Below are 18,257 nucleotides of genomic sequence, written 5' to 3' on the forward strand. Positions count from 1 at the left end.
GCAGTTATGACTGGTTTAAATTTAGAAACGGCAGTAAATTTAGACAAGAAACAAGAGCAAACAGTCACAGACGAGACTAATTGTCCAGTAACGCCGCCTTCAAGGGTAGCATATAGCATTATTTGTGCATTTCCCGGACAAGTGGCGTTTTGCATACCTCAAATTAGCGAAGATCCAAAATATGTGCAACGTCTTCTTGCCTTGCTTGCTAATGAGCCTTTGGTAATAAATCAGCAAGTCAATACTAATATGGTGGGGTCAATTACCATTACCTATAAATTTGATGTAAAGTCAGATATTGACATGCGATCGCATTTGGCTAATTTGATTCAGTTTGCTGCTAATCCAGAAATGGTATCAGCAAGTGCAAACCAATTCAAACCATACTCAACTGCGGTGACGACAACAAAAGACAGGCAGGATAAAAAGCCAAAAAGAGAAGCCCAGAAGCAGAAATCAGCAACATTCTCGTTATCCTCTGCGGATGCGTCAGTCTCTAAGACTAAAAGCAATTCGGTATCCTCGTCTGTAATTCAACAAGCAAAAAAACCTGCAAAAGTAGCTTATAGCATTGCTCATGCAATTCCCGGAAGAGTAAGGTTTCGCGTGCCTCAAATTGCCTGCGATCCCAAATATGTCCAACGGTTAGAGACATTACTCAAATCAGATTCTACAGTTACAAGTGAGCGAGTTAATAGCGCTGCGAGATCGGTTGTCATTACCTATAAAACTGGAATGATGCAGAATTCTCAGAAGCGAGTGCAAAGCTTTTTATCAACACCAATATCTCATCTAGCCAATCTAATTGAATCTGCCAATGATCCCGCCACAGCAATAAGTTAGCTAACAAATTCAGCAAATTACAAATAATCAAACTTTTGATAGCTAATCAATCTCGCAGGATTGGTGGCTAATTTGCTCTCTTTACTAAGGTAAAGAACCTGATTTTCATCGAAGTGTAACAATATTTGGATCAAAGAAAAGTAAATGGCAAAAGTAGCACTGGAACTACCATCTCCCCCAAAATCTCAATTCACTGTGTTGGAAGGAAATGGAAAAGTTTCTTTAATTGACACTAATGGACACTCTAAAAGAGAGTTGCCTAACGTTACCTACAGCCTTGTCCACACAACACCCGGAAGACTGCGGTTTCGCGTACCTCGCTTACGCTGTGATGCAAATTATGCCAAACGTCTTGAAGTGTTGTTGTCAGCAGATGCGCTGGTGAAGAATGTCCGTGTCAAGCCTGCGGCAATGTCAGTTGCAGTTACTTATAAATCTGATAAAGTTTCTAATGCGAAGATGCGATCGCACCTTCACGATTTGATTCAGGCTGCAAGTGAAGTAGTCGTTCTCAAAAATACATCTTTATCAGAAACCGAAAAAGAGCCATCTTGGCCAGGTTTACAACTCTCTGCCGTTGCAACTACTTTAGCAGTACTAGGAGGGCCATTAGGATTATCGATCCCGCCTTTGATAGTGGTGCTTCCCATCGCCATTGCTACACTTCCCGTTATCCAACGAGCCTGGGAAGGTATTAGTGTAGAGCGAAAATTGAATATTGACTTTTTGGATTTGATGGCGATCGCTATTACTACCTTCCAAGGGCAATTTCTCACACCATCGCTGATGCTGAGTTTAATTGAAGTGGGCGAAAATATCCGCGATCGCACGGCTCGTTCTTCTGCTCAACAAACTCTAGATTTACTTAGTTCTCTAGGGCAATTTGTCTGGGTGGAACGCAATGGCGACAAACAACAAATTCCCATTCAAGATGTGCAGCGTGGGGATACAGTGATTGTTTACCCTGGCGAACAAGTGCCAGTTGATGGCAGCATTTTGCGAGGTAAAGCCCTCCTAGATGAGCAGAAACTAACTGGCGAGTCGATGCCAGTGCTGAAGAAAAAAGGACAACCAGTTTTCGCTTCAACATTGGTACGAGAAGGACGAATTTATATTCTTGCAGAATGGATAGGGAACGATACGCGCGCCGGACAGAGCATTAAATTAATGCAAGAAGCGCCTGTCCACGATACGCGGATGGAGAATTATGCCACGAAATTTGCTCAAAAAGCTGTTGTGCCAACTTTGCTACTTGGTGGGGCAGTATTTGCCGCAACTCGCAACCCTTCACGGGCAGCCAGTGTTTTAACTCTAGACTTTGCTACAGGTATTCGAGTATCAGTCCCCACAACTGTTTTAGCAGCATTAACTTATGCTGCCCGACGGGGTATTCTCATCCGTAGCGGACGGGCGTTAGAACAACTAGCAGAAGTTGATACCATAGTTTTTGATAAAACAGGGACACTGACTAAGGGAGAAGTCGATGTTGTCAGTGTGGAAAGCCTCAATCCAGCAACCTCAAGATTGCGAGTATTGGAATTAGCCGCCGCCGCCGAACAACGTTTAACTCATCCAGTAGCAGAAGCAATTGTTCGCTATGCCCAAGCAGAGCAAGTGGAAATTTTGCCGCGTAGCAAGTGGGATTATCAATTAGGTTTGGGCGTGCAAGCTCTGATTGATGGAGAGACAGTTTACGTCGGGAGCGATCGCTTTTTGCGTACCAGTGGCATTGACATGGAAGCGTTAAATGGCCACCAAAAATCTCCAAATTCAGCGATTTATGTCGCTAGCAACGGTCAACTTCAAGGTATTATTAAATATAGTGACCTTCTCCGTCCCGAAAGCCGGGAAGTCATCGCAGCACTTTCGACGGTCGAAGGTGTAGAAATTCACATGCTAACCGGCGACAATAAGCGAACTGCTACTGCTGTTGCTGCTGAACTTGGTATTTTGCCAACGCATACTCACGCAGAAGCTTTTCCAGAACAAAAAGCAACAGTTGTCCGCCAACTGCATGAACAAGGTAAGACGGTTGCATTTGTAGGTGATGGGATCAACGATTCGCCAGCTTTAGCCTACGCTGATGTTTCGGTTTCCTTTGCCAACGGTTCTGAGATAGCCCGCGAGACAGCAGACTTAGTGTTGATGCAGAATGACTTGCATGGTTTATTAGAAGCGATCGCGATCGCTCGTCAAGCCAAGCAATTGATTCGGCAAAACACAGCACTTGTTGCCTTTCCTAATTTAGCAGCAATGGCGATCGCCGTTTTCTTTGGCCTTAACCCCTTAGCTGCAACAGTAGTCAACAATGGCTCAACCGTAGTCGCCGGAGTCAACGGGTTACGTCCGATTCTTAAAAGTCGTCAACATAAAGCTCTACCATCGGTAAGATGATGCAACTATGCCGCCAAGAGTATCTTAAAAAGCTTTCCGAAGTTTCTTAATTAATAGGAGAAAATTGAACATGGCACCTAAAATTAGTGATTTTGTTGAAGATGCAGGCGCTCCCGGTATTATAGCCGGAATTGGTGCAGTCCTCTTAGCACCCGTTCTGCTGCCCATTGTCGCTGGAGTTGGTAAACCCTTAGTCAAATCAGTCATCAAAGGCGGAATTGGTCTTTATGAAAGAAGCAAAGGAACCTTTGCAGAAATGGGCGAAACTTGGGAAGACATGGTAGCCGAAGCCAGAGCCGAACTTGCTGAAGAAAAAGAAACCCCCGTATTTGAAGCGTCTGCCACCAATGCGGATAATGTCGCCGATAATGGTGCATAATTTCATCCGCCCATTAGCAAGTTAAAATCTTTGCCATAGGCGACTTCCAATTACCAAAATAAAAGAACCCCACCCCCAACCCCTCCCCGCAGGCGGGGAGAGGAGACAAAGCACAGCTTTGGCGGGGTGGGGTTCTCCAGGTTTAATAAGTAATCAAGCAGACATATTATTCCTTAATTTTGTACTCATTCCTGTAAATAACAAACCCACAACAAAAAATCCACTATCACACAAGTAAAAAAGGTGGTTGCATGTTGACAAATGGTCATAGCACTTACAATAAAATGCCAAAAATTATAGACAAACCCACTTTTAAAACACCACCAAAACCAATATCTACAAAAGTTGTTAGTTCGACTCCCGGAAGATTACGGTTAAGACTGGCTCATTCCCATCGTCAGCCAGAAAAGATGCAACGCATTGCCAATGCTTTGTCAGAAAATTCTCACATTAATCAAGTTAAGACAAATGTCCATCATGGGAGTATTGTTATCAATCACGATGGTAAAGATGGCAGTTTAGAAAATGTGCTAGCAACACTTAAAGATTTAGGAATAATTTTTGCCGATGTTTCCGAGGGTAACACCGAGGCAGCAGCAGGAGTATCATCTGCGGTTGTTGACTTAAACCAGCGTGTCAAACAGTCAACAGATGGTGCTTTCGATCTGCGGATTCTTTTCCCTTTAGGATTAGCTAGTCTTTCGCTGCGACAACTACTTAATAAAGGATTGCAGTTAGAAGTTATTCCTTGGTATGTTTTAGCATGGTATGCTTTTGATAGCTTTATTAAATTGCACGGAACTAGCCACAAACAATCATCAAACGAGTAACTAAAAAGCTTAATTAATCTGCCAAATCTTGATGGTTTTGTCAGAACTACCACTAGCAAGAAATTGACCATCGGAGCTAATAGCAATAGAGTTTACTGCCCCGAAATGTTCTGTGATAGTTTGCAGTAACTCTCCCGTCAGCAAATGCCAAATTTTGATGGTTTTGTCTGCACTACCGCTAAAGAGAATTTTTCCATCAGGACTAACAACTAAGGATCTTACCTCTTCTAAATGTCCAGTTAAAGTTTGTAGCACTTTACCTGTAGCTAAATGCCAAATTTTGATAGTTTTGTCTGTGCTAGCGCTAAAGAGAATTTCGCCATCAGGACTGATGATTACTGATTTCACCCCACCTAAATGTCCGTTGAGGGTGCGTAATGGATCGCCCGTGCGTGGATTCCACAACCTAATTTTGTTGTCAGAACTACCACTAGCAAGAATTGTACCATCAGGACTGATAGCAGCAGAATTAACTGCTGATGAATGCCAAAGGGTACAAATGCGTTGGCATAGCCCGCCGGAGGCATCGCCTTTATGTAAATTCCAAATTTTGATTTTATTACTGCCACTAGCAAGAATTTGTCCATCAGGACTGATGGCGATGCAGTTAACCGGTTTTTGATGTCCTAACAGAGTGTGGATTAATTTGCCAGAATTGAGGTTGTATACTCGCACATTACTTTTGGGATGTTGGCAACTACCAACAGCGAGATAATGTTCATCAGGACTAATCGCAATAGAGGAAATTTCGCCTAAATCTTTTACGAGGGTGCGAATAAGTTTGCCGCTTTTAAGATTCCATACCTTGATGGTTTTATCTGCACACCCGGTAACTAAACTCTCAGAATCAGGACTAATGACAACAGATGTTACTTTTTCTGAATGTCCAGTTAGGGTATGGCTGAGAACGATATGTTGTAGCGTTACTTGGTGTTTGAGGTTGGCGACGCAATTCAAAATTTCCTCAACATCAGCAAGACTCTGACTATCACCCACCGCGACAAAATATTCTCTTAACTTTTTCACATATTCTTCATCTTCGACACTGACGGCTAATTGCATTGCCTGAAGCGGGTTAGTAGAATCTTGTAGTGATATTTGGCGTAGTTGTAACCATGTATTCACAGAATAATCAAGTTGTTCATTTGCCCAAGAGCGTAGTTTACCACCGTAGGCATCGCTTAAATGAGATAAACTCTGGGCTAATTGCAAAGCCAATTCTGGAATCCAGTAACAACGCTCATTTTCTAGAGCTTGGTAAACTTGCTTATAACCGGAGGCGATAATCTGTACTGATTGTAAATCAAAAGTATCTGACAGCAAACTCGGCAGCAACTCTGGTAGTAGCGGAGCTACACCATGATTAACCAGGTGGTAAACATCCGCTATCCAACCTGCAACCAAACAGTGATAAGTAATCAAAACCTGGCAAAGGTTTTCAAAGTCTTGACGGTTGACTTGATATTGTAAAGATAACTTACTAACATCAATTCCTTTTTGATTCCATTTTTCTACCTTTTCTAAAATTGCCAAATTAACAACATTGTCTTTTCCAATCTGATTAATTTCCTCTAAGTCTTCTCCCAATGCCAAGAGTTCATCTCTGATTTTTTTCCATTCTAACGCTCGTCTTTTAGCAGACTCTTCCAAAATTTCTCGATAAGGTAAACGAGCAATTGTTTTATAATAATAATTACCTTGTCCCAAACCCCAGTAGGCAATCCGAAAATTTAAATAATCTCCATCTTTTTCTGACTCTAAAATCAAAGTTGGCTCTGTTTTCAACATTCCAAACAGAGCCTTAATACTTGATTCACTGTGAAAACGCTTACTATCCCAAGCTCCTGCCAATAATTCTGTTGGTCTAACTTGACTGTGTAAAGAGTAATGCTTGTTGAGAAAATCTCGTAATCCTTCAGCCAACATTAACTCAATTTGGGAAATTCTTCCATCTGTATTATCGTCAAAGTGGTCAAAATGTACTTGAGGAGGAGCGATAAAAATTTTCAGTGGAGTGCGTTCATAATTGGTGTGGTCTAAAATTTGTGAAGGGTACAATCTTAAAGGCCAGCTATCAAGAATTTTATTGACTTCTGGTAACTTGAGCGCAGTTTCTCGCTCTTGGGCGGCTATTCTTAGTTGCGTTTGGTGATTCTCGGCTACTAATTGCTGTTGGAAAATTTTTTCTTGTTCAAAGTCTTCAATATAACTGCTTTTTTTATTTGAAGGATTTAGAGCTTTGATTAATTCAGGAATTGCTTCAATCGCTTCATATTTGCTCAGAGCTAAATCTTGACTTCTCTTTTGTACTAGCTCTGCAACAACAGGTGCAAACTCTAGTACTAGTTGAATTAGTAAACTTAACCCTTGCTGCATAAACACATACCTAAAAACTAAAGAAAATAAACAAGCAACGCTTGCATGAAATCAGGGCAATACTGCCAGCCAGTAAATTCATATATACTCTTCATTTTACTATTTGGGAATATAGTAGCTCAACTATTGCAAGTTAAAAACTTGACATCTTAAGCCGAATATATACTTAAACATCTGGAAATAAAAATGATAATCATCTAACAGAGGGGAGAGAGTATTTATAAGATTATTAGCGAAACGTAGTGTTAAAGAAACTTAATCAACCTGATAGCAGCGACAGTTAGATTCACTACTGGGATAGATTTTTTCCCTCAAAGGAATAGGTATAAATAAAGTAAAGTCAATGCAGTTTAATAAAACGCTCTCTGAGAACATCAAGAGATAAGTTTATAAACCTCGGTTATGCTTTTTATTTTTTAAATTAAAAATTGTTTTTATGACTTTTATGAAACCGAATAATTCTGACAAAAGTTCTAGTCTTAATCTGCGTTTACCATCAAAAAAGGCAGCTAAAAGCGTAGCTAAGAAAACAGCGCCATCTAAAAAGATATTATATAGCATTGTCCATGCAATACCTGGGCGCATTCGTTTTCGGATTCCTTTGTTAGCCAAAGATCCTGAGTACGCTAATCAACTCAAATTGGTGATAGAATCCGACACTAAGGTTACAAATGTTCGTGCTAACCCGAAAGCTGCATCCATCGTCATCAATTATCAAGTAGGTGGAATTTCAGATAATCAAATGCGCGAGCATCTGATCGGTCTGATTCAAACTGCCCAAAATGTGGTTTTGCCAAAAGAGGTAACGACCAAATCAATCATCGGGACTATCTTTGACGCTGTAATCAACTTAATTGATAGTACACGCAAAATCAACCAAGCACGTAATGTTATTGTGTATCGAAGGGTTAGGACAGACGTTTGGGAACGGATACTTTCTACCTCAAGAAGCATAATTAAGAGGCTAAAATCTGCCACCATGTTTATCTTGCCCAACAAGCGATGGCGATTGCGCGGCAATGGTGAGGTGAAGTCCCAGCCTTTACAACTGCAACCTGTGAGGGAAGTTAAGGCTGTGTAGTTGCCAATACAGTGACCATTAACATTATTGATGGTTAAGAAGTAGGCTTGAAATAACTGCGCTCCCTCAGAACGCATGAAAATCTCTCTTCCCTAGCCCCCAATCTAAATGTCCCTATTATCAATTAAAAAAAATGGGTACAGCTTATTTCGATGAACTTCTCAATAAAAATCATTGGGTTCAAGCAATACATACTGCTGTTAAAGGAAGAGCTAGATATAAGGTAAATGGACTTTATCATTCAGAGGCCCTTAAAAGATACCTTGAATCGAGATTATTAGAGCAGAAAATAATCTTGCAAGCTAGTGCTAATAGTTACACAGGGAATGTGCTTGTTATTTTTACTCCAGATAAGAGTTTAAACGCGATCGCTCTCCTCATTCAAGACATCCTCTTAAATTATCGGCAAAAAAGCAGTAAATCACTTGCTTCTGCCGCAGTCACTAAAGAAAATACTGCTTTCGTTGGGGGTAATAACCGAAACATATCTGATTCAGCCATACTGCCTCAAATATCTATGCAGCGACAATTAAACCAAACAGGTAGTCAACTTATTCCGGTATTGGGGGCTGTTGGCGCTCTTGTATGCGCCACCGGATTGTTGTATGCATATAATCTTGACGAAGCCATTTTGCTTTTGATTCAGAAGTTGCATACACCACTGCGCGATCGCATTATGATTAGTATCACTTTTCTCGGCGATCCAGTAGTAATGCTGTTATCTTCTTTGGGGCTGGCAATTAGTCCTTTATATTATAATCGTCGTCGGGAAGCAACTATCTTAGGCATTGCTGGAGTCGGTGCAATCTTGCTAAATTGCTTGATGAAACTGTTATTTGGTAGAGCGCGTCCAGCACTGTGGAAACATATTATTAATGTGGGTCAACACAGTTTCCCCAGCGGCCATGCAATGGTCTCAATAGTGATTTACGGTTTTATCGGCTATATTTTAGCAAAACAGTTACCTCAATGGCGCTTTTGGATTTATGCCTTGACTGTTGTCTTAATTGCTGCCATTGGTTTCAGTCGGCTTTATTTAGGAGTACATTGGTTAACTGATGTGACAGCTGGCTATGCCGCAGGTTTACTGTGGTTGATTTTCTGTATTCTTAGCTTGGAGGCCACTAGGAAACAACTCTCAGAAAATATACAGTGACTTTTTATAACTATGGTTTTATCTGCCAAACTTTAACAGATTTATCGCCACTACCGCTATATAAAGTCTTTCCATCACTACTTAATGCAAGTCCATAAATCCCGCCTGCGTGTCCGGTAAGTTTCATGACTGATTTCCCTGTTTTGATGTCGCGTAATATGATTTCTCTACCTAAACCACCAGTAATAAATGTCTTGCTATCGGGACTTATAATTAACGTATTAATACTCATACCAAGCGATAAATTATGAACTAGCTTTCCTGTTTTCAAGTCCCAAGCTTTGAAACCTTTACCATCTGTGCTTCTGACTCCACCAGATTGAAAGCTATCGTCATGTCCACCACACAGGAGCATTGTCCCATCGTTACTAACAGCAAGCGTAATTGGGGCTGATGCTCGTTCCGAACCGTTGATCAGGTCTTCTTTTTTGGGTAGTGGTGGGGTAAAGCTGCCTAGTTGTTTACCTGTTAACAGACTCCAAACCCTAATTTTTCCCCCATTTTCACCTCCGCTGAAGAGGGTTTTACCATCAGGACTAATTGCAAGTGCTGTTGTTTCTACTTTCAGAATCCGGTCAATTTTTTGAGTTTTGAGATTCCGAAATTTGATAGTGTTATCGCCGCTACCACTGATTAAAGTTTGTCCGTCTAGGGTCAGTAACATTGCTCTTACCCCGGTTTTTTCAACAATGGTGCGAATTTCCTTTCCTGTTTGCGTGTTCCAAAATTTAATAGTGTTATCCAAACTTGTACTAATTAGAGTTTGATTGTCTGGAGTAATCAAGATTGATTTAATGCGCTCCCGATGTCCAGTTAAAGTGCGAAGCAATACACCTGTAGCCGGATTCCACAGTTTGATTGTTTTATCATCGCTACCACTAGCAATAACTTGACCACTAGCGGAAAGAGTTAATGCACGGACAGGTTCAGTGTGTCCTGATAAAGTTAATTTCAACCGCTTTACTTGTTCAGTATCTGTAGAAGTATTAGGTGTATTCGCTATCACCTGAAAGGTAGGAATCATACTAAAAGGTATAGTCAGGAAAAAACCAAGTAATGTTAAGGTTTTAAATAGGATGGGTAATTTCATAGCGATATTGCTGAAACTGCAACAAACCTAGCAAATAAACCTTGCTTGATTCGGACAAATAAAAACTGACTCCAGCATAATTTTTTATCCTTGCTGTGTCATTTTAGTAACTAATACTGTGCAACTAATGTCTCACAAGGTCAACATCCTAGTTAGTAGCTAGTTTGTCCGGCTTTTTTGCAGCTGGCGATCGCGGCGATTTACGTCCAGAAAGATCGTACAGTAAACCCATAAGTGCGGGTACGACAGTAGGTGTCAAAATAGTAGAAAAAGCCAGACCACCTGTTAAAACAATGCCTAACCCTTGATATAGCTCTGAACCCTGTCCTGGTAGAACTGCTAGCGGTAACATCCCCAAAACGCTAGTTCCGGCAGACATGAAAATGGCACGTAAGCGATCGCTTGTCGCATTATATAAGGATGCATCATAATCCTCACCTGCTTGCTGGAGTTGCAAGGCGCGATCAACTAGTAGAATGGCGTTGTTAACAACCACACCTGTAAGGATCACAAATCCCAAGGCTGTAATCATATCCAATGCCACATTCATTCCCGGAATCAGGTTAGCAATTACTAGGCTCAATAGTGCGCCACTCATACCCATCGGCACTGTTGCCATAATCACCACTGGGTAAAGGAATGAGCGATACAACGCCACCAGTAACAAGTAAGTAATCAAAATCGAAAATGCAAAGGCAGCAGCTAATTGACCAACAGTTATTGCTAACTGATCTGCTGAACCTGACAATTCTAGTCGATAGCCTGTTGGTAAACTGGCACGCAATGGATTCAGAATTTCTGCTTCGGTACGTTCCACCAGCGTAGCAAGAGGGGCATCGGGTGCAAGAGAAACAGTAAGACTAATTGAGCGCTCTAAATCAACGTGGTTAATGGCATCAGCTCCGGTTGTTTCCACGACTTCGGCAATATCCCCTAATTGCACTTGTCGTCCTTGTGCATATAAAGACAATTGGCGCAGTTGTTCTGGCGTTTCCACAGCAGTATTTTGTAATTCCACTGAGACATCTAATTCTTCTTTGCCATCAATGTAATCGGAGGCAACTTTACCACCCAATGCTGCTTCTACCATCGAACCAATTTCTGCTTCCGAAAGTCCTACCTCCGCGATGCGTTCGCGGTTGGGAATCACTTGTAATTCTCCTGCACCCAATACAAAGTTTGAGCGCACATTCTGAACCCCTGGAAGCGATCGCAATTTTCCGGTAATTTGCTTTTCTAAGTCACCAATCTGATTTAAGTCAGCCCCAACAATATCCACTTCAAATTCTTTACCCGGATCGCGGAAGATAGAAATCCGTGTTGGGATTACAAAACGGTATCCAGGAAAGTTACTACTTTGGGCGCGTAACCGATCCACCATATCAGCGAGTCCCGTAGTCGTGGCAAATTCTGGTTTTAAGATAGTGGCAATACCTCGCAGTGCCCCTGGACGGTCAACATACATGATGCGCTCAACTTCTGGTTGCGATCGCAGAAATTTTTGCACAGATTCAGATTGCCGAATCGCTTCGGGGATACTGGTTCCCGGCAAAGGTTCCGCCCGCAATACAACTAAGTTACGATTTCCTTCGGGTAGATAATCGGCAGGTGGCAAGAGAAAAATACTAGCTACTAATAAAACAATCGGAATCGACAGCACAACTAATCTGCGACGAATATGCCTACGTCCCAGTGACCAACTAACAGTAGCGGCGAGAAAGTTTTCCAGTTTGCCTTGGAAATGACGAAACACCGCAGAGGTTTTGGCCACCATGCGCTCAAACCAATTACCGCCCCGATATTCTCCACCCTGCATCATTTGCATGGCTTCCGATTGTTTGAGGAACAATCCTGATAGCATTGGTACTAAAGTTAATGCCGCAAATAGCGAGAATAGAGAAGAGGCAGAAAGAGTGATCGCCATATCGGTGTAGAGTTGTCCTGCTTCACCCGTCACCATTAACAACGGGACAAACACGACTATGTTACTCAAAGTAGAACCGAGCATTGCGCCCCAGACTTCCTGGGTGCCATCGATTGCTGCCCGAAGTGCGTTTTTGCCTTGCTGCATGTGGGTAAAGACATTCTCAATTACAACAATTGAGTTATCCACCACCATGCCCACAGAAAACGCAAGTCCTGCCAAACTGATGATGTTCAATGTTCGTCCAAATGCAGACATAACAATGAATACAGCAATTGTGCCAATAGGAATAGTTATGGCAACTACAGCAACGGTTCGCATCGAACCTAAAAATAGCAACAAGACAATGATTGCTAGCAATCCACCACTAACCAAGTTCTCTCGAACGAAAGCCACAGATTGGTTAATATATTCGCTTTCATCGTAGTTGTAGACAAAGCGAATTCCTTGGTTTTCCCTGTCGAACTCAGTTTGCAATGCTGCAATTTCCGCCCGGACACCTTTGGCAATTTCAGGCACATTCGCCCCAATTTGACGAATCACACCCACCGCCACCGCAGATTTGCCGTTGAACATTAACGCACTATCTTGCGGTTTGCGTCCCATCTGTACTTTTGCTACATCTCGCAAGTAAACTGTGCCTGATTGGTCGCGTCGCAGCACAAAGCCTTCAATTTGCGATAAATCTTGTGATCTGCTAATTGTGCGGACTCGATATTCCCGTCGTCCTAAAATTAATGGCCCACCCCGAATATCGCGGTTGTTTTCCTGAAGAACTCTTACTACATCGCCAATTGCGAGGTTGCGATCGCTTAATGCTTTCGGATCAACCTTCACCTCGACTTCTCGTTCTTGTCCACCCACTAATAAAAACTGCCCAGTTCCTTCGACTTGGCGCAAACGGGGAATCACCACTTCATCTGCTAAGTCCCGATAACGGTCTGCATCTGGTTGAAATCCTTCTTTGGTATCAAAGGGAATCCACATCATCGGTGAACTGTTACCACCCACCAGTTCTACATTCGATTCCTGTGCTTCTGGAGGCAAGCTTTCCACCTGTTGCAAGCGGTTGAGAACATCTATCATCCGTTCTCTGGCGTTGGCATCCTGAGCAAATTCTAAGGTAATGCTGCTGCGTCCAGCACGAGAAGTACTGCTAATTTCTTGGACACCTAGCACCTCTTGCATCTGTTCTTCAATGGGGCGGGTAATCAGGTCTTCTACTTCTGTTGGGCCTGCACCGGGATAGGTGGTTGTGATCGTAATTTCAGGGCGATCGCCTCCTGGTTGCAATTCTAGGGGTAACTTTAGTAGGGAGAACACCCCGAACATTGCTACTAAGCAAAACAAAACAAAAGTTCCATGTCGCCAACGAACTGCGGTTTCAATAAAACTCATAACTAATTCGTAATTCGTAATTCGTAATTCAGAAAATTATATTTAAACTGGGTTTGCAGTATTTTGAAGAAGGAAAGGTTAAAAGAGAAAGAGACGATTCTTCCTCTTTAACCGACTTCTTTCTGCAAGAAGTCTGATGTTTTAAGTTGGATCAACTATCTTTACAGGCGCACCATCTTGCAATCCATCACCGCCACGTAGCACAATGCGTTGACCAGTGCGTAAAGTAGGATGATAAATTGCGACATTTTTACCCATGTCAGCAACCATTTCGACTGGAATTTGTTTAGCTTTGCCGTCAGCAACTGCAAAAACTAGCCACTCGTTTTGCCTTCTGGTTAATGCATCTCGTGATACCACAAAGCTAGAGCGATTCGAGGGCATATTTAGGTTGCCTGCGATCGCCATTCCAGGTATTAATCCTGATGGGGGTTTGTTAATTTGGACACGCACACGCTGGCGACGAGAAGCAGTATCGGCAGAAGGGACTACAGCAGTAATAGTGGCGCGTTGTTTCCATTGCGGTAGAGCGCGAGTTGTGAGATCGATTGTCATACCTGGGGTAACTTTACCACTGAGTTCTTCGGGTAACTCAAGGAAAATATCGAAGCGATCGCCTGCTACTAAGGTGACAATTTGACCAGAACTTTGGACTAAATCGCCATTGCTGATATGGCGAGTTTGCACTATTCCCGATTCCGATGCCAAAATCCGAGTTCGCTGTTTTGCTAATTCTGCTTGAGCTAAGGTGGCTTTAGCTGCTTCTACATTTGCCCGTTGAGCGGCAATTTCTTCTTGAATCGGCCCAGCTTTAGCTTCGGCAAGTTCTGCCTCGGCTTCTAACCGTTCTCCTTGGATGTTATTTAATTGTGCTTGAGCTTCCACTAGCACTCTTTGAGATAAAGCGCCCTCTTTAACAAGATTGCTAGTCCGTTTCAGGTTATCCTGCGCTTCCAGTTCTCGCGCCTTCGCAGATGTGACAGCCGCTTGACGTTGAGCAATGATTTCTTTTCGAGTACCAACCTCCAAACGTGCCAGATTGCTCCGTTGTTGTGCCAGTTGCGCTCGTGCTTGGCTAATTGCCAATTGCTGATCGGTATCGTCCAGTAAAGCGATCGCCATCCCTATTTTCACGCGATCGCCTGGTTGCACTGAAATTTGCTTGACAATTCCACCAGTTTGAGCGCGGATTGTTGACTGCTGAGTGGCTTCTACTTGTCCCAACAACTGGACACTTCTTGTAGCATTTCCTGTTGCGAGGGAGATTGTTTCAATTGGTTTTGGGGGTGGTCCTTGTTGTTGTGCAACCGAGGAGCGTGGTGCGCCACCAGGAGCGAGCATCCGCCAGAGGATAATGCCACCGGTTGCCAAAAATAGAATCAGCAATCTCCAGAACCAAGGTTTACGCGAACGAGTAGGTGCTAACTCAGAAGGCACAGAACTATCTGATTGGGTTTCAACCGTTGAAACTTGATTTTCAGAAGTATCCATAGCGATTAACGGTGAGCTGCTGAGGTTTGAGGGCTAACTATCAACCGTTGAAAGTGAACAATGAATAGTCCAATGTTCGCTATCAACAATCAATTATTTAGATAAAAGTAAATTTACGTTACCTTTTCTGTAGTTTATTGGATAAATATGACAAAGAAATGTCAAGGTTAGTCATTGGTCATTTGTCAATTGGTCAAAAAGTTTTCTACTGCTTCGACTCAACTATTAGTTCTTTAACGCGATCGCGCGGTAAGCCTAACTCTTGACTAAGAGCGATTTCAAGTTTACTTATATCTGTGATTGGAAATTCAAATACTATCCTTGTGAGAACTGAGTTGTTGGTTTTAACGTTCACCCGTGAAATTCCTTTTTCGGGGAGAATTTCCACTTTGATTGCTACTATCCTTTTCATAATCTGTCGTGCCGATTGGGTATCTGCTAGCAGATATTTTTTGGTGAGATTGGAGCGACTTAAAATCCGATCTCCGACAAAACCGCTCCCCAGCCAAAAAACTAACCCAATCAACGGCAAGGACAACCAAAACACAAAGCCTAACGATCGCAACACTTGAAAAAGTTGGAGTTGCTGCATGGAAGGTATAAGGTTGAGTGTTTCCCGTCACTTTTGCGTCATCCTTTTAGCTTAATCTAAAATTAGCAAGCAAAAATTACGGCAACCTGAGCAAATAGGATGTTGATCTTACTAGTCGAAGATGACCCATCGCAGTTAGAGCCACTGCGGGCAGCCTTATTAAAGGTGGGGCATACAGTCGATGCGCTCGCTGATGGGGAAACAGCACAATGGTTTGCCTTTCGCAAAGACTATGACTTGCTGATTCTAGATTGGATGTTGCCTAAAGTGAGTGGCGTAGAATTGTGTCAAGTATTTCGACGAGCAGGTAAGCTGGCTCCTGTATTGATGCTGACGGCGAAAGACACGGTTTTAGATAAAGTAATGGGTTTAGATGCTGGAGCCGATGATTACTTAGTAAAGCCTGTGGATGTCCTAGAGTTATTGGCAAGAGTCCGGGCGCTAGGAAGGCGATCGCCTATGTGGCAAGGAGATATACTTAGCTTGGGCAATTTGCAACTTCATTTATCCAGTTTGACGCTCGAACTTGGTTCATTGACAACTCAACTTTCTAGCCGGGAGTTTCAATTGATGGAGTATTTAATGCGTCATCCCCGCCAAGTATTATCTCATAGCCAGATTGAGCAAGCCCTTTGGAGTTGGGGAGAGGAACCAGAAAGTAACGCAGTGACTACTTTAGTTCGCCGCTTACGCCAGCGCCTACAAACCATTGGCGTGAAAGATTGGATAGAAACAGTGCATCGGATGGGCTATCGAATAAATCCGCCTTTCTAAGTCGTTAGGAGGCAGTGAGGCAGTGGGGCAGAGGAGCAGAGGAGCAGAGGGGCAGGGGAGGAAACTAATGACAAATGACAAATGACAAATGACTAGTGACTAATGACTAATGACTAATGTTTGATCATAGCCGTCGTAATCTCGCTCACTGGTTTGCCCTGTCAATGGGTGGAATTTTGTTCGCTTTTGCAGGGGTGGGCTATTGTCTGAGTGTCGAAGAACAGTTGCGGGTTTTTGACGACGAACTCTTTTCAGAAAGTAAAGCCTTTGCCGTCAAAACCCAATACTCGCTTTATCAAAGTCAATGGCAAAATCAGCGCGGCCAGACTCCTGTAGAAAGTGATGCATCCTTGAATGGCGGGCTAATGTATGCACGGTGGTATAACTCTAATAAACAACTTTTGCAGTTTATCGGTTCATCGGGTGGCAAACAGTTGACCGCAAAACCTGGCTTTCAAACAGTAGAAGCACCAATAGACTCAGAATCATCTAGTACAAGAACCTGGGTTCGCCAAGTTACACTTCCTGTTTTGGAAGGTAAGGTGGTGATTGGCTATTTCCAAACGGCAGTTCCCATGAACTCTTTACGCGTTGGACTAAACCAAGCCCGCTTGTTTTTAACTTTCGGGGTTCCCGTAACTTTTGGTGTAATTGGCATTACAGGTTGGTTTTTGGGCGGATTGGCAATGCGGCCAAGCCTCCGTGCTTATCAGCAATTGCAGCAATTTACAGCCGATGCTTCTCATGAATTACGCGCACCCGTTGCTACGGTATTAAGCAATGCCCAAGTTGCTCTGATGCCTCCCGAAGACCCCGTGGAGCAAAGATTGCGGTTGCAAAATATCGTCCAAACTGCTAAGTCCATGAGTACGTTGATCAACGATCTGCTTTTTTTGTCGCGTCATAATGGCTCCCTTGCGGAAACCGGATTAAAACCTATTGATTTGTGTGAAATATTGCGATCGCTTGCTCAGGAGTTCGCAGCCCTTGCTCCTACCCAAAATCTCAATTTCAATGCTCACCTTCCAGAGCATCCAATGATGTTAAAAGCTGATGCTAATTTGCTCAAACAAGCTGTGATTAATCTACTGACTAATGCCTTCAAGTACACATCAGCAGATGGAAAGGTAGAATTATATCTTTTTACTCAGTCTCACTCTGCGGTAATTCAGGTCAAAGACAATGGGATTGGCATTCCCTCCACTGATTTGCCACACATATTTGATCGTTTTTATCGTGTAGATACTGTCCGATCTCGGCAAACAGGCGGCTTTGGACTTGGACTTGCGATCGCTCAACAAATTGTGCAACGATACGGAGGACAGATTACTGTAAATAGTATTCTAGGTCAAGGCTCCACCTTTCAAATTAGCCTTCCCCTAAAACTTTGACAAAAATAATTCAAGCTTTCACTCTGGCAAATGTTCACCAGTTTCAAGATTCTGTTTCATTGCAGCACCTATGCCATGAACAGCTGGGTCGATTTGTCTTTGGTAAACACAAATGACTAATGACTAATGACGATCTACACGGAAAATAGTGCAATATATAGCAATACGGTTCGGTTAAAGGGGAAAGGGAAAGGGGGAAAAAACTTTTAACCTTTAACCTTTTCCCCAAAGGTAATTCTGAGTTCAAAATGCTTATCCGAACCGTATTGCAATATATAGGCGCGTTAGCTTAACGAGAGTTGTCGCAGTTTTTTGAGGTATAAGTATAACTTTGGATCATTCAATCACACAAAGAGATAATGATTGTCTCCTGGTGTGATTGAGCGGGCGATCGCATCTGTCTGATAAAATTCAATCACCGTTTGACAATAGACCTGCCTTAAAAATAGAGGCTGAAACAACGCAAAATCATTCCCAGATTATTTTCATTGTTCCTTGTGAGCGCAGCTTATGGAGTCTCTTGCAAAAATATATTTTT

The 18,257-nt window shown here is 42.7% G+C and carries 13 protein-coding genes; 8 read left to right on the plus strand and 5 right to left on the minus strand.

What is annotated here, in order from left to right; translation table 11 throughout:
* Window positions 1–6 precede the first annotated feature (6 nt).
* The 4 genes from RMY16_RS17330 (at window position 7) to RMY16_RS17345 (ending at window position 4,446) form a co-directional block, all read left to right on the plus strand.
* Window positions 7–843 carry a hypothetical protein gene (locus RMY16_RS17330; RefSeq protein WP_322737442.1) on the plus strand — a complete coding sequence of 279 codons (837 nt, stop codon included), beginning with the start codon at window positions 7–9 and terminating at the stop codon, window positions 841–843.
* A 144-nt stretch (window positions 844–987) separates the two neighbouring features.
* Entirely contained in the window at window positions 988–3,237 is a 2,250-nt protein-coding gene (locus RMY16_RS17335; protein WP_322737443.1) for a heavy metal translocating P-type ATPase, read from the plus strand.
* A 70-nt stretch (window positions 3,238–3,307) separates the two neighbouring features.
* Window positions 3,308–3,616 carry a DUF5132 domain-containing protein gene (locus tag RMY16_RS17340; protein ID WP_322737444.1) on the plus strand — a complete coding sequence of 103 codons (309 nt, stop codon included), beginning with the start codon at window positions 3,308–3,310 and terminating at the stop codon, window positions 3,614–3,616.
* 251 nt (window positions 3,617–3,867) lie between these two features.
* Window positions 3,868–4,446 carry an HMA2 domain-containing protein gene (locus tag RMY16_RS17345; protein ID WP_322737445.1) on the plus strand — a complete coding sequence of 193 codons (579 nt, stop codon included), beginning with the start codon at window positions 3,868–3,870 and terminating at the stop codon, window positions 4,444–4,446.
* 9 nt (window positions 4,447–4,455) lie between these two features.
* Here RMY16_RS17345 and RMY16_RS17350 read toward each other — a convergent pair whose 3' ends face one another.
* Window positions 4,456–6,822, minus strand: coding sequence for a WD40 repeat domain-containing protein (locus RMY16_RS17350; RefSeq protein ID WP_322737446.1), 2,367 nt, complete (start codon window positions 6,820–6,822; stop codon window positions 4,456–4,458).
* 445 nt (window positions 6,823–7,267) lie between these two features.
* Between RMY16_RS17350 and RMY16_RS17355 the strand changes: the two genes are divergently transcribed.
* Both RMY16_RS17355 and RMY16_RS17360 read left to right on the plus strand, forming a co-directional pair.
* Window positions 7,268–7,903 (plus strand): HMA2 domain-containing protein, encoded by a 636-nt coding sequence (locus RMY16_RS17355; protein ID WP_322737447.1) that lies wholly within the window; start codon window positions 7,268–7,270, stop codon window positions 7,901–7,903.
* Window positions 7,904–8,036: 133 nt separating this feature from the next.
* On the plus strand, window positions 8,037–9,059 hold the full coding sequence (locus RMY16_RS17360) for a phosphatase PAP2 family protein (RefSeq protein ID WP_322737448.1): 1,023 nt from the start codon (window positions 8,037–8,039) through the stop codon (window positions 9,057–9,059).
* 10 nt (window positions 9,060–9,069) lie between these two features.
* On the opposite strand, the gene RMY16_RS17365 is transcribed toward RMY16_RS17360, so the two are convergent.
* The 4 genes from RMY16_RS17365 to RMY16_RS17380 form a co-directional block, all read right to left on the minus strand.
* Window positions 9,070–10,149: a WD40 repeat domain-containing protein gene (locus RMY16_RS17365; RefSeq protein WP_322737449.1), complete on the minus strand. Its 1,080-nt coding sequence runs from the start codon at window positions 10,147–10,149 to the stop codon at window positions 9,070–9,072.
* A 148-nt stretch (window positions 10,150–10,297) separates the two neighbouring features.
* Entirely contained in the window at window positions 10,298–13,471 is a 3,174-nt protein-coding gene (locus RMY16_RS17370; RefSeq protein WP_322737450.1) for an efflux RND transporter permease subunit, read from the minus strand.
* A 141-nt stretch (window positions 13,472–13,612) separates the two neighbouring features.
* Entirely contained in the window at window positions 13,613–14,962 is a 1,350-nt protein-coding gene (locus tag RMY16_RS17375; RefSeq protein WP_322737451.1) for an efflux RND transporter periplasmic adaptor subunit, read from the minus strand.
* 205 nt (window positions 14,963–15,167) lie between these two features.
* A complete protein-coding gene (locus tag RMY16_RS17380) occupies window positions 15,168–15,554 on the minus strand; it encodes a hypothetical protein (RefSeq protein WP_322737452.1) in 387 nt (128 codons plus the stop codon).
* Window positions 15,555–15,653: 99 nt separating this feature from the next.
* On the opposite strand from RMY16_RS17380, the gene RMY16_RS17385 reads away from it, so the two are divergent.
* Window positions 15,654–16,328: a response regulator transcription factor gene (locus tag RMY16_RS17385; protein WP_322663799.1), complete on the plus strand. Its 675-nt coding sequence runs from the start codon at window positions 15,654–15,656 to the stop codon at window positions 16,326–16,328.
* A 116-nt stretch (window positions 16,329–16,444) separates the two neighbouring features.
* Window positions 16,445–17,719, plus strand: coding sequence for a HAMP domain-containing sensor histidine kinase (locus RMY16_RS17390; RefSeq protein WP_322737453.1), 1,275 nt, complete (start codon window positions 16,445–16,447; stop codon window positions 17,717–17,719).
* Window positions 17,720–18,257 lie beyond the last annotated feature (538 nt).

The organism is Nostoc sp. DedQUE12b (assembly GCF_034530835.1).
In the GTDB taxonomy this organism is placed as follows: domain Bacteria; phylum Cyanobacteriota; class Cyanobacteriia; order Cyanobacteriales; family Nostocaceae; genus Nostoc.